The organism is Pseudomonas neustonica, assembly GCF_003797945.1.
In the GTDB taxonomy this organism is placed as follows: Bacteria; Pseudomonadota; Gammaproteobacteria; order Pseudomonadales; family Pseudomonadaceae; genus Halopseudomonas; species Halopseudomonas neustonica.
Genome location: NZ_RKKU01000002.1, coordinates 174137 through 187089, shown reverse-complemented (window position 1 = coordinate 187089; position 12953 = coordinate 174137). Strand labels below are relative to the sequence as shown.

Below are 12953 nucleotides of genomic sequence, written 5' to 3'. Positions count from 1 at the left end.
CAATTGCCCCTGCGCATGATGGCCAATTCGCGCCAATAAGCTTGATTGTGAGCGAACCACAGCGCTCCTTATTATGTCCCTCCTATTCGAGCCCTTTGTCAGTTGGAATTCCCTGAATGAGTACATCAACGCCCACCAGCCACGCCTTTGACCAGGCAATCGCCTTGCAACCGCAAGACAATAATCTGTTTGCCGGCGCAACCAGCGATACCTATCAGAATATGGTGGGGCCCTTTGGTGGCGTCACCGCTGCGACACTACTCAACGCAGTGCTCCAGCACCCCGAGCGTATCGGCGAGCCTATCTCGCTCACCATTAACTTTGCCGGACCAGTGCAACCGGGTGCCTTTGCAATCGAAGCCACTCCCATCCGCACCAACCGCTCCACCCAGCACTGGCTATTGCTGCAGCGCCAGGCGGGTGAAGTGGTCACCAGCGGTACCGCCTTTTTTGCTACCCGCCGCGAAACCTGGTCGGAACAACAACTGTCCATGCCAGCGGCGGTTGCCGCCGACAGTTTGCCGCTGGTCTCGCGCACGGAACGCAGCTGGTTTGAAAACTATGATTTTCGCTATGTCTCCGGGCTATTCAATCCCGCCAGCCCATCCGAGCATGACACCGGCGATACCGACACTGTGCTCTGGGCCCGTGACAATCCAGCAAGGCCATTGGACTTTGCCTCACTAACCGCCATGGGCGATGTCTTTGCCCCGCGAATCTTCCATCGCCGTCAGCGCTTCACCCCGGCAGGGACAGTCTCAATGACCCACTACTACCATGCCGACGCCGCGCAACTGATTGAAGCCGGCGACCGTCATGTGCTCGGCCACGCGCGTGCCGCGCGCATGCACAACAATTATTCGGACCAGATTGCCCATGTATGGAGCGACGATGGCACCCTGCTGCTGACCTCAACGCAAGTGGCTTATTACAAGGAGTGATCGAGAGGCAGGCGCTGCCCGGCTGGCGCGGGCAAGCCACCTGTTAGCGAAGGTTCAGCCGAACAGCTTGCCTAGCTGCATGCGCAGTCGAGCATGCAGCAGCGTGCGGGTTTCACGGTAGGCGCGTCGATCCAGCTTTGCCAGTTGCCGGACTTTTTCGCGAGCACGCTCAAGCAGTTGCTCGGCGCTCTGCAGCTCGTCGAAAAAACCGGCTTCCAGCGCTTGCCGAGGGGTCAGATACTCAGCCTGCAGCGCACACCGGTTAAGCCAGTTTGGCGCCAGGCGCGCCTGCGCCTGCAGCATGGCGCCGTCGGGCATGGTCATACCAATAGCGACCTCGTTCAAGCCGATACGGAAGTCACCCTCAGCGCCAACCCGGTAATCCCCCAACAGCAGTACAAATGCTGCCTTGGCCATCGCGTGACCGGTACTGGCAATAACCAGCGGCGCCGGATAATCCAGCAGCGCCAGCGTCAGGCGATCGCCTGCGGCGCGCATCGCATCACAGGCGGGGCCACCCGCATCGATCAACTTGCGATCATAACCGCCGCTGAAACAACCCGGTCGCCCACAGATCAGCAGTGCCGCATCGGCCTGCGCTGCCTCCTCGATGGCGGCCAGCAGTTGCTCCAGCATCGTTTCAGACAGGGCGTTGACCTTGCCGTCGTCCAGCTGAATCTCGGCAATACCGCCTTCTATGCTCAGCGTCAGACCCGTCATGCCTTGGTCTCACCACGGGCTTCATCGCGCAATACCCGGCGCAGCAACTTGCCAACCGTCGACTTTGGCAGGTCATCGCGGATCTCAACATGCTTGGGAATCTTGTAGCCGGTCAGATGCTCACGACAGTGAGCAATGATCGCGTCTTCAGTCAGTTCGGCGTCATTCAGACTGACATAGATTTTTATCGCCTCGCCGGTACGATCGTCCAACACCCCAACGGCGACACACTCGCGCACGCCGGGGTGGCGCATGACGGCATCTTCAATATCATTGGGGTAAACATTGAAGCCGGACACCAGGATCATGTCCTTCTTGCGATCGACCAGCTTGAGGAAACCCTGATTATCGATCACCCCGACGTCGCCGGTTTTCAGCCAACCATCTTCGGTGAAAGCAGCGGCGGTTTCATCCGGGCGGTGCCAGTAGCCCTGCATTACCTGCGGCCCGCGGATCAGCACCTCTCCGGGCTCACCCCGCGGCGTTTCCGCACCATCATCGTCAACGGTCTTGAGCAGGGTATCGATTACCGGTTTACCAATATAACCCTCCCTGTGAGGCGTAAAGGCTGTCGAGGCAACTACAACCGGTGAGGTTTCGGTCAGGCCATAGCCTTCACGAATAATGCTGCCGGTGCGCTCGGTCCATCGCTTGGCGAGCTCAATGTTCAGCGGCGCACCGCCCGAGTTGACCCACTTCAAGCGACTGAAGTCGACAGTATCGAACTGCGGATGCGCCATCAGCGAGATAAATAGCGAATTAATACCCGATAGCAACGTGAAAGGACGTCGCTTGAGTTCATTGATCAAACCGTCAAGATCGCGCGGGTTGGTAATCAACACACTATGGAAGCCGGTAAACACCGAAGCGATGCAGTTCGCCGTAAAAGCGAAGATATGGTAAAGCGGCAACGGTGAAATACGCACTTCGTTGCCGTAATCCACATCGCCTTCCTTGAGGATGCTGACCGCCTGCAGGACGTTACACAGGATATTGCGGTGGGTCAGCATGGCGCCCTTGGATACGCCGGTGGTCCCGCCGGTATACTGCAGCACGGCCAGATCGTCGAGGCCGCGCTGAGTCTCTATCGCGGGTAGCTCGTCACCCAGACGCAGCGCCTGCATGAAGCGCACCTCGTCTGCTTCGCTACTATCGTACTGAGGGCTGGCATAGTCATCCATGCTGGTAACAATCAACGTCTCTATGTCGGTAGAGCTCTGAATCTTGCGTACCAAAGGCACCAGCTTGTCGAGTACGACAACCGCCTTGGCACCCGAATCAGCAAACTGATGACGCGTCTCGTAAGGGGTGTACTGGGGGTTGGTATTAACGATGATCAGCCCGGCACGCAGCGCACCGAAGATCGCAATCGTGTATTGCAGCAGGTTAGGCAACTGGATAGCCAAACGGTCACCCGGCTCCAGCAATGCGTGCTGGCGCAGGTAACGGGCGAAAGCATCAGCACGGCCGCGCAATTGATTAAACGTCAGAGTATCTGCACCGCAGGAGAAAGCAGGACGGTCAGCGTAGCGATCGCAGGCGCTGTCCAGAATATCGAAAAGGGTGGTGTGCCCCAGCTCATCCAGCTGGGCGCCGACGGCATACTGTGCAGATGTCGACATCTTGACCTCGTTTTTGGACTATTATTTTGCAGAGCGGAATGAAATACCAAAAAGATGCTATTCTATTAGACCTTACTGTGCAACGATCGAGACAGTCTACCCTTGGTATCGCTGTGCAGAATGCCCGTACGTGATATGTTTCGCGGCTAATCAACAACAATAATAGTCCAGCATCGAACCGTTATAGCGCCGCAGGTCGGCCAGCAAATCAGGATGCGCCAGCAAGGTATAAAACGCGATGAAAGATGAGCAGGAAAACAGCAACGCCCCGGTTATAGCCAAGGACCGTAAGTTCGTAGAGGCCCTGTCTCGTGGCTTGGACGTTTTACGTGCCTTCAGCCAAGGCTCCGTGGTGATGGGTAATCAGGACATCGCGCGTATCACCGGCTTGCCTAAGCCTACTGTCTCTCGCATGACCTATACCCTGACCAAGCTGGGTTATCTCAGCTACTCAACCCAGCTGGAAAAATATCAGCTCGATTCAGGCGTTCTGGCGTTAGGCTACGCCTATGTATCCAATCTGCGGGTGCGCCAGCTAGCCAAACCCTATCTGGATGAATTCGCCCGCACGACCAATACTTCCGTCGGCCTGACCTGCCGTGATCGACTCTCTATGATCTACGTCGAGAACTGCCGGCCATCGGAAACCACCTCCCTGCGCATGGATGTTGGCGTACGCCTGCCACTGGCCACCACGGCTGCCGGCCGCGCTTACCTGGCAGCAATGAAACCGGATGAACGCAGCCATGTGATGGATGCCATCAAGGCGCGCAACCCTGAGGCCTGGCCCGAGCTGGAAGCCTCGCTGCAAAAGACCTTTGCTGAATATGAACAGCATGGCTTCTGCCTGTCACTGGGTGACTGGGATCGCAACGTCAACGCTGCTGGCGTGCCACTGCACCTGCAGGACGGCAGCCTGATGGTACTAACCTGCGGCGCGCCCTCCTACCTTGTCTCAGAAGAACGGGTGCAGACTCAACTGGCGCATCAGCTGGCGATGCTGGCGCGTGACATAGAGCGGTTAGGCGTTTGAAGCTCGGCGGCAAGCTTTAAGCGGTAAGCGACAAGCTGGCCGTGCAGTCGCCAGCTAACCCACCTGCTCCGCGCCAATCTTGGGTTTAACTTGCGCTGAAAGCTTGCCGCTCTGATGAATCAAACCCGCGCTGGCGCTGGTTTGATTCATCACCTTTACTGATAAACCCCTATTTCGCACAAAGGGGGCATCGACAAAGCATTCTTTTTTTTGTATTTTGCCTAGCGGAATATGATTTCATTATTTCGCATAGTGAAACGCATCTAGCCACTCATACGGAGGTCAAGCATGTCGGACGTAGTCACGCTGGAACGCAAAGGCGCCATTGCGGTTGTCACCGTCAATAACCCACCGGTCAATGCACTGGGTATTGCCGTACGCGAAGGCCTGCAGAACAGCTTCAAGGCAGCCGAAGCCGACCCTGAAGTAAAGGCTATTGTGCTGGTATGTGAAGGATCAACCTTCATCGCCGGGGCTGATATCAAGGAATTCGGCAAGCCGCCGCAAGCACCAAGCCTGCCGGACGTAGTCAATGGTATCGAAGCCGGCAGCAAGCCGAGTGTCGCGGTTATTCACGGTACCGCTCTGGGCGGTGGCCTGGAAGTCGCTGTTAGCTGCCATTACCGCATTGCCCGTAAAGACGCCAAGGTCGGCCTGCCGGAAGTCAAGCTGGGCCTGCTGCCCGGTGCCGGCGGCACACAGCGTCTGCCACGCCTGACTGGCGTCGCCAAGGCCCTGGACATGATCGTCAGCGGTGCGCCCATCAGCGCCACCGAAGCGCTGGAGCTGGGCGTAGTCGACCAACTGATCGAAGGCGACCTGCTGTCAGCTGGTTTAGCGTACGCCGATCAGTTGATTGCCGAAGGCAAGGGTCCACGCCGCACTGGCGAGCGCACCGACAAGCTTGAAGGCGTTGATAACGCGGCTGCCGTTGCAGCCAAACGCGCCGAGATCGAAAAGAAGATGCCCGGCCTGTTCTCACCACAGCGCTGCATTTCTGCGGTCGAGGCTGCCTTCACCCTGCCCCTGGCCGAAGGCCTGAAGCGCGAGCGTGAGCTATTTGCCGAGTGCCTGGTTTCGCCGCAGCGCGCTGCCTTGGTACATGCCTTCTTTACCGAGCGCCTGGCTTCCAAGGTCGACGGCCTGGCAAAAGACACACCGGTACGTGACGTCAAGTCAGCTGCCGTGATCGGTGGCGGCACCATGGGCGTGGGCATTGCCATGTGCTTTGCCAACGCCGGCATCCCGGTCAAGGTACTGGAAATCACTGCAGAGGCCCGCGACAAGGCCATGCAGCGCGCCCGTGATACCTATGGCATGAGCGTCAAGCGCGGCAGCCTGAACGAAGCCGCGCTGGAAAAGCGCATGGCGCTGATCAGCGGCGTAACCGATTATGCTGACCTGGCCGACGTTGATCTGGTTATCGAAGCTGTATTTGAAGAAATGAGCGTCAAGCAGAAAGTCTTTAGCGCTCTGGACGCCAACTGCAAGCCCGGCGCGATTCTGGCCAGCAATACCTCTTCGCTGGATCTGAACGAGATTGCTAACTTCACCAAGCGCCCCGAAGACGTTGTGGGCCTGCACTTCTTCAGCCCGGCCAACGTGATGCGTCTGCTGGAAGTGGTGCGTGGCGAGAAAACCGCTGACGACGTGCTGGCTACGGCCATGGCGATCGGCAAGAAACTGAAGAAGGTTGCGGTGCCCGTTGGCGTCTGCGATGGCTTTGTCGGCAACCGCATGGTCTTCCAGTACGGCCGCGAAGCTGAATTCCTGGTGGAAGAAGGCGCCACACCTGCACAGGTAGACGGTGCATTGCGTAAATTCGGCATGGCCATGGGGCCGTTTGCCATGCGCGACCTGTCGGGCCTGGATATCGGTTTGAGCATCCGCACTCGCCAACGTCAGACCCTGCCAGCAGAATTCAAACTGCCGCTGGTTTTGGACAAGATGGCGGAAGCCGGTATGCTGGGCCAGAAAACCGGTAAAGGCTTCTATGTTTACGAAGCGGGCTCCCGTACCCCGTTGGAGAACCCGGAACTGCCGGCGATTCTTGCCGCTGCTTCAAAAGAGCAGGGTATCGAACGCCGTGAATTGTCTGATGAGTACATCATCGAACGCACTATCTATGCGCTGATCAACGAGGGTGCCAAAATCCTCGAAGAAGGCATTGCTCAGCGGGCCAGCGACATCGACGTCATCTACCTCAACGGCTACGGTTTCCCGGCTTTCCAGGGCGGCCCGATGTTCTACGCTGACGCGGTTGGGCTGGACGTAGTTTACGCAAAAATTTGCGAGTTTCACGAGCAGCATGGCGCCTGGTGGAAGCCAGCCGCACTGCTGGAAAAACTGGCCAAAGAAGGCCGCAAGTTCGCTGACCTTTGATAAATCAGGGTGGCCGGCGCTGATACCGGCCACCGGATACCTGTATTACAACGAGGACTTACAATGGAAATCCATTTTTCTCCCGAACAGCTCGCCTTCCGCGATGAAGTGCGTGAATTCCTGAAACAGGAGCTGCCGGCCGATATCGCTGAGAAGGTCAAACTGGCCAAAGAACTCAGTAAAGAAGATCACGAACGCTGGCAGAAAATCCTGTCCAAGCGCGGTTGGTACGCGCCAGGCTGGCCCGTTGAGCACGGCGGCACCACCTGGGGCCCGATCGAAAAACACATCTTTGATGAAGAGTCCGCTGCCTATGGCGCACCACGTCTGGTGCCTTTCGGCGTCAACATGGTTGCTCCGGTCATCATCAAGTTTGGTAGTGAAGAGCAGAAAGCTACCTACCTGCCGCGCATCCTCGATGGCACCGACTGGTGGTGCCAGGGTTATTCCGAGCCAGGCGCAGGTTCCGACCTTGCTTCGCTGAAAACCCGCGCAGTGCGCGATGGCGATCACTACATCGTCAACGGTCAGAAAACCTGGACCACCCTGGGCCAACACGCCAACTGGATCTTCTGTCTGGTCCGCACCGATCCAGAAGCCCAGCAGCAGCGCGGCATTTCCTTCCTGCTGATCGACATGGCAACTCCCGGCATCACCGTGCGTCCGATCATCACCCTGGACGGCGATCACGAAGTCAACGAAGTCTTCTTCGACGACGTGAAAGTTCCGGTAGAAAACCTGGTTGGTGAAGAGAACAAGGGCTGGACTTGCGCCAAGTACCTGCTGACCCACGAGCGTACTGGCCTGGCCGGCATCGGCGCTTCCAAGGCTGCCTTGAGCAACCTTAAGCGTATTGCTTCCAAGCAGCAGAAGAACGGCAAGCCGCTGATCGAAGACGCCATGTTCCGCAGCCAGATCGCGGAAGTGGAAATGTCCCTGATGGCAGCCGAGATGAGCACCCTGCGTATTGTTGCCGCAGCCTCCGAGGGCGGTGTACCGGGTGCGGAAAGCTCCATTCTGAAAGTACAGGGCACCGAAATCCGTCAGGCCATCACGCACCTGATGCGCAAGGCGCTGGGACCATACGCCCTGCCATACCTGCCGGAAGAAATGGAACTGGACTACGACGGCGAACTGCTCGTCGGCGACTACGCGGCCTCACCGGCCCCGCAGTATTTCAACATGCGTAAACTGTCGATCTTCGGCGGATCCAACGAGATCCAGAAGAACATCGTCTCAAAAATGATTCTTGAGCTCTGAGGAGGCCGACCGTGGATTTCAAATTGACCGAAGAACAACAGATGCTGCAGGAAACTGCCGAGCGTTTGGTTCGCGACGTGTACGACTTCGACAGCCGCAACAAATTCAGCGAAAGCGAAGCCGGCTTCAGCACTGCTTTCTGGCAGCAAATGGGTGAACTGGGCCTGACAGCCATTCCCTTTGCCGAAGAACTCGGCGGCTTTGGCGGTAGCGGCATCGAAACCATGCTGATCATGGAGCAACTGGGCCGCGGTATTTGCCTGGAACCCTACATGGAGTCCGTGATTCTGGCTGGCGGCTTGATCGCTCAGCTGGGCAGCGACGCTCAGCAAGAAGCCCTGATGGGTGAAATTGCATCTGGCCAGCTGCAAGCTGCCGTCGCGTTGGACGAATTGAACAGTCACTACGACCTGGCCAACGTCACTACCACTGCCAAGCAAGACGGCAGCGAGTGGAGCCTGAGCGGCCGCAAGGGCGTCGTCATCGGTGGCCAAACGGCTGGCAAGATCCTGGTATCTGCCCGCACCAGTGGTGATAGCCGTGATCAGCAAGGCATCAGCCTGTTCCTGGTCGATCCAACCGACGCCGGTGTAAGCCGTCGTGTCTACGCCACCATGGATGGCCGCAAAGCCTGCGAACTGTTCCTGGATAACGCCAAGGGCGAGCTGCTCGGCGAAGCCGGCAAAGCCTATGACGCAATCCGCTATCAGAGTGGCCGCGCTATCGCTGCCCTGTGTGCCGAAGCCGTTGGCGCCATGCGCACTGCCTGCGACCTGACACTGGAATACCTGAAGACGCGTAAGCAGTTCGGCGTGCCGATCGGTAAATTCCAGGTGCTGCAACACCGCATGGTCGACATGATCAGCGAGCTGGAGCGCGCCACATCCATGGCGACCCTGGCCGCTTGTCTGGCGGACGATGAAGACAGTGCCGAGCGCAGTGCCAAACTGGCCGCGGCCAAGTTTATCGTCAACCGCGCTGCGCGCTCTGTTGCCGAAGAGTCTATCCAGCTGCATGGTGGTATCGCCATGACTTGGGAATACAACGGCGCGCATTACGCCAAGCGCCTGGTTATGATCAGTCATCAGTTTGGCGATGACGATCATCATCTGGAAGCCTACGCTGCTCAACTGACTGGCGCTTAAGTCAATTGCAGACTGCCGGGTCGGCTGGCCAAATAGGTCACCAACCCGGCATTTTTGTCTGTCAAAGCGACAATTTATACTTCCGGGCGCCTTGTCTGCCCGGTATCCTAGGCACCCCTTTTAATGTCATGCGCCTACGGGCGTCTCAAGACTTGTGGAGGACTAACGTCCATGAAAATCCTCGTTGCCGTTAAGCGCGTGGTCGATTACAACGTCAAGGTTCGCGTCAAAGCGGATAACTCCGGCGTCGATCTCGCCAACGTCAAAATGTCGATGAACCCCTTCTGCGAAATCGCTGTAGAAGAGGCCGTTCGCCTGAAAGAAAAAGGCATCGCGACTGAAGTCATCGCTGTCACCGTCGGCCCGACTGCGGCCCAAGAGCAGCTGCGCACCGCACTGGCATTGGGCGCTGATCGCGCTGTGCTGGTCGAGTCTGCCGACGACCTGAGCTCGCTGGCGATCGCCAAGCTGCTCAAGGGTGTTGTCGATAAAGAACAGCCCCAGCTGGTCATCCTCGGCAAGCAGGCTATCGATTCCGACAATAACCAGACCGGCCAGATGCTGGCTGCACTGAGCGGTTACGCGCAGGGCACCTTCGCTTCTGAAGTCACCGTTGATGGCGAGCACGTCAAGGTCATCCGTGAAATCGACGGCGGTCTGCAGACCGTTGATCTCAAGCTGCCGGCCATTGTTACCACCGACCTGCGCCTGAACGAGCCACGCTATGCGTCGCTGCCCAACATCATGAAGGCCAAGAAGAAGCCGCTGGAAACCCTCAAGCCGGAAGACCTGGGCGTTAACACCAGCTCTACCGTGACCACCCTGAAGGTTGAAGCTCCGGCCGCTCGCAGCGCCGGCATCAAGGTCAAGAGCGTCGACGAACTGGTCGATAAACTCAAGAACGAAGCCAAGGTGATCTAAATGACGATTTTGGTTATTGCTGAACACAACAATGCCGAGCTGAACGCAGCTACCCTGAACACCCTGGCTGCGGCCGCGGAGATCGGTGGTGACATCGATGTACTGGTTGCTGGCGAAGGTTGCTCCGCTGTTGCTGACGCCGCTGCCAAGGCTGCTGGTGTAAGCAAGGTGCTGCTGGCTGATAACGCCGCTTACGCGCACCAGCTGCCGGAAAACATCGCGCTGCTGGTTGCCGAACTGGGCAAGAACTACAGCCACATCCTGGCTGCCGCCAGCACCAACGGTAAAAACTACCTGCCGCGCGTTGCTGCGCTGCTGGACGTTGATCAGATCTCCGAGATCATCGCGGTTGAAAGTGCTGACACCTTCAAGCGTCCGATCTATGCCGGTAACGCCATTGCCACCGTGCAGTCCAGCGCCGCAATCAAGGTGATTACTGTGCGTCCGACAGGCTTTGACGCCGTTGCAGCCGAAGGCGGCAGCGCCAGTGTGGAAGCGGTTGCTTCTGCCCAGGACGCCGGTGTTTCCAGCTTTGTAGGTGAAGAGCTGGCCAAGTCTGACCGTCCTGAGCTGGCCGGTGCCAAGATCGTCATCTCTGGCGGTCGCGGTATGCAGAATGGCGATAACTTTGAAATGCTGTACAAGGTTGCCGACAAGCTGGGCGCTGCAGTAGGTGCATCACGTGCCGCGGTTGACGCCGGCTTTGTACCGAACGACATGCAGGTTGGTCAGACCGGTAAGATCGTTGCGCCGCAGCTGTACGTCGCGGTCGGCATCTCCGGCGCCATCCAGCATTTGGCTGGTATGAAAGACTCCAAGGTGATCGTTGCGATCAACAAGGATGAAGAAGCGCCGATCTTCCAGGTAGCGGATTACGGTCTGGTTGCAGATCTGTTTGAAGCAGTACCTGAGTTGGAAGCTAAGCTCTAAGCCGCAGGCTTAGAGCAGCCGCAAGCTTCAAGCGGCAAGCTGCAAGAAAAACCCCGGTCTCGCAAGAGCCGGGGTTTTTTATGCCTGAATGTTAACCGGCAGCGAACAGCTGACGGTCTTCATTTTATGCATGCTAATTGCACTTTTTCAGGTCGACCAACCCAAAATGGGTCATGAGTGTCGCGGCTGCGCACCAGTGATGTCTTCGCAACACGATAAAAACTATACTCACACGGAGGCACTTAACCAAAGGGAATAGAAAGTGCACATCAAGCCGACTGACAGGGAAGACACGCGTGAGCCTTAAAACCCGATTTCTGTTGCTCACCTCCGTACTGATTATGTGTGCTTCGCTTGGCGCCTGGTTGGTATTCCAACAAATAACCTCAGGTATCATCGAGCAGTGGGGCCGGCATCTCGCGGAAGTACAAGTGCGCTACGACAGCGCACGCCTGCTACAGCCATTGGAGCGTGAGATTGCCTTAGCGCGGCAGATGGCTGACTCCAAGGTAATACAGCGCTGGGCCCGCAACCCAAATCAGCCCGAGCTGCACACACAGGCTATCGCCGAGCTTGAGAGCTTTCGCGGCAACTTTCGTGACCACAGCTATTTCGTTGGCCTGCTGGGGACCGGCAACTACTATCACAACAATGCTAAAAACGAATTCGACGGTCGTTGGCTGCGTTATCAACTAAAGCCTGACAATCCTGATGACGCCTGGTTCTATCGTTTAATCGAACAAAACCACGACTTTCATCTGAATATCAACCCCGATGCCGAGCTAGGGGTAACCAAACTCTGGATAGACGTACTCATCCGCGACGGTAGCGAGGTGCTCGGCATCGTCGGCACCGGCCTTGCTCTGGACGATTTTCTGCAGGAAATCGTCGACCTGAACCAGCCCGGAATAACCACTCTATTTGTCGACCAGAATGGCGCAATTCAGCTGCACCGCGACCCAGCTAAAATAAATTACGCCAACATCGTTAAGCCGGAAGGGCAAAAAATTCTGGTTGATCAATTGTTCGACAGCGAGGAAGACAGCGCACACGTACGCTATCTGATGCAGCAACTAAAGGGCAGCAAGCAGGAAGGCGCGCAGGTAATCAGTGACTTTGTCACTGTAGACGGCAAATCAAACCTTGCCGGAATCGCCTATCTGCCCAGTATCGGCTGGTACGAAATAACCCTGATGGACCTCAACGTGCTGATGCCACTCAGTGGATTCATGCCCATGATCCTACTTTTTGCTGCCATCGTGGTGCTGAGCCTGTTAATTATGGCTCTGGCCTTGCAAAAGCAGGTCCTGAAGCCGCTGAACGCACTGGAACGCGCCATGCAGCAGCTGCAGGATGGCGAGCTGACACCGGCCGAACTACCTTCCGCCAACGGCGAGTTGGGTAGACTGAATGCGCATTTTGTCAGCATGGCCGAAGCCGTTCGCTATACCACCATAGACCTTGAAGAGAAAATCCGTGAACGCACCGAGGCGTTGCAACGGCTGGCTCGCCTTGATCCACTCACAGGCTTGATCAACCGCCGCGGGATGACTGAGCTGCTAAACGAGGTCGCGGCTAAAGCCGATCGAGAGCATCAGCACTTCGGTCTGATTTGGCTTGACGTTGATAAGTTCAAAGAGATCAATGACCTTAATGGTCATGCAATAGGCGATCAAGTGCTGAAATACATCTCGCAGGTCCTGCTTACCGCACTGCGTCCCTACGACCATGCCTCGCGCTGGGGTGGCGATGAATTTCTGGTGATGTTATCGCCGTGCACCGATATGACCCTGCAACGCCTTGGGGATCGCATACGTGAGACCATCGAACAGGGAGCCGGTGACCTGCAATTGCAGGTCACTGTGAGTATGGGCGGCTACCTTGCCGGCCCCGGAGATACCGTCGATACAGCCCTGCAACAAGCCGATGAAGCACTCTATGCAGCCAAACACGCCGGGCGAAATCGCTTTGAGATAACCCACTGCTGAGTCAAATCGGC

Annotated in this window: 10 protein-coding genes; 8 read left to right on the top strand and 2 right to left on the bottom strand. The window is 57.2% G+C overall.

The annotated features are described in order from the left end of the window. Positions 1 to 116 precede the first annotated feature (116 nt). A complete protein-coding gene (locus EF096_RS03150) occupies positions 117 to 941 on the top strand; it encodes an acyl-CoA thioesterase (RefSeq protein ID WP_123888161.1) in 825 nt (274 codons plus the stop codon). Between the two features lie 54 nt (positions 942 to 995). On the opposite strand, the gene EF096_RS03145 is transcribed toward EF096_RS03150, so the two are convergent. Both EF096_RS03145 and EF096_RS03140 read right to left on the bottom strand, forming a co-directional pair. Further along, entirely contained in the window at positions 996 to 1661 is a 666-nt protein-coding gene (locus tag EF096_RS03145) for a crotonase/enoyl-CoA hydratase family protein (RefSeq protein WP_123888160.1), read from the bottom strand. Next, entirely contained in the window at positions 1658 to 3283 is a 1626-nt protein-coding gene (locus EF096_RS03140) for an AMP-binding protein (RefSeq protein ID WP_123888159.1), read from the bottom strand. Before EF096_RS03140 ends, EF096_RS03145 begins: the two co-directional genes overlap by 4 nt. A 238-nt stretch (positions 3284 to 3521) precedes the next feature. On the opposite strand from EF096_RS03140, the gene EF096_RS03135 reads away from it, so the two are divergent. The 7 genes from EF096_RS03135 (at position 3522) to EF096_RS03105 (ending at position 12942) form a co-directional block, all read left to right on the top strand. Next, positions 3522 to 4316, top strand: coding sequence for an IclR family transcriptional regulator (locus EF096_RS03135; RefSeq protein WP_123888158.1), 795 nt, complete (start codon positions 3522 to 3524; stop codon positions 4314 to 4316). A 288-nt stretch (positions 4317 to 4604) separates the two neighbouring features. Beyond that, entirely contained in the window at positions 4605 to 6698 is a 2094-nt protein-coding gene (locus EF096_RS03130) for a 3-hydroxyacyl-CoA dehydrogenase NAD-binding domain-containing protein (protein WP_123888157.1), read from the top strand. 63 nt (positions 6699 to 6761) lie between these two features. Then, complete coding sequence (locus EF096_RS03125; protein WP_123888156.1) at positions 6762 to 7958, top strand: acyl-CoA dehydrogenase family protein; 1197 nt, start codon at positions 6762 to 6764, stop codon at positions 7956 to 7958. An 11-nt stretch (positions 7959 to 7969) separates the two neighbouring features. Next, on the top strand, positions 7970 to 9103 hold the full coding sequence (locus EF096_RS03120) for an acyl-CoA dehydrogenase family protein (protein WP_123888155.1): 1134 nt from the start codon (positions 7970 to 7972) through the stop codon (positions 9101 to 9103). Between the two features lie 171 nt (positions 9104 to 9274). After that, positions 9275 to 10024: an electron transfer flavoprotein subunit beta/FixA family protein gene (locus tag EF096_RS03115; protein ID WP_123888154.1), complete on the top strand. Its 750-nt coding sequence runs from the start codon at positions 9275 to 9277 to the stop codon at positions 10022 to 10024. Next, a complete protein-coding gene (locus EF096_RS03110) occupies positions 10025 to 10954 on the top strand; it encodes an electron transfer flavoprotein subunit alpha/FixB family protein (protein ID WP_123888153.1) in 930 nt (309 codons plus the stop codon). It begins immediately after the preceding gene. 296 nt (positions 10955 to 11250) lie between these two features. Continuing rightward, the gene (locus tag EF096_RS03105; RefSeq protein WP_123888152.1) at positions 11251 to 12942 is read left to right on the top strand and encodes a diguanylate cyclase domain-containing protein; all 1692 of its coding nucleotides are present in this window, start codon (positions 11251 to 11253) and stop codon (positions 12940 to 12942) included. Positions 12943 to 12953: the final 11 nt, after the last annotated feature.

What these genes read in the sequence shown, in the direction of transcription:
- EF096_RS03150 (WP_123888161.1), top strand. Translation starts at nt 117, where the DNA reads ATGAGTACATCAACGCCCACCAGCCACGCCTTTGACCAGGCAATCGCC.
- EF096_RS03145 (WP_123888160.1), bottom strand. Translation starts at nt 1,661, where the DNA reads ATGACGGGTCTGACGCTGAGCATAGAAGGCGGTATTGCCGAGATTCAG.
- EF096_RS03140 (WP_123888159.1), bottom strand. Translation starts at nt 3,283, where the DNA reads ATGTCGACATCTGCACAGTATGCCGTCGGCGCCCAGCTGGATGAGCTG.
- EF096_RS03135 (WP_123888158.1), top strand. Translation starts at nt 3,522, where the DNA reads ATGAAAGATGAGCAGGAAAACAGCAACGCCCCGGTTATAGCCAAGGAC.
- EF096_RS03130 (WP_123888157.1), top strand. Translation starts at nt 4,605, where the DNA reads ATGTCGGACGTAGTCACGCTGGAACGCAAAGGCGCCATTGCGGTTGTC.
- EF096_RS03125 (WP_123888156.1), top strand. Translation starts at nt 6,762, where the DNA reads ATGGAAATCCATTTTTCTCCCGAACAGCTCGCCTTCCGCGATGAAGTG.
- EF096_RS03115 (WP_123888154.1), top strand. Translation starts at nt 9,275, where the DNA reads ATGAAAATCCTCGTTGCCGTTAAGCGCGTGGTCGATTACAACGTCAAG.
- EF096_RS03110 (WP_123888153.1), top strand. Translation starts at nt 10,025, where the DNA reads ATGACGATTTTGGTTATTGCTGAACACAACAATGCCGAGCTGAACGCA.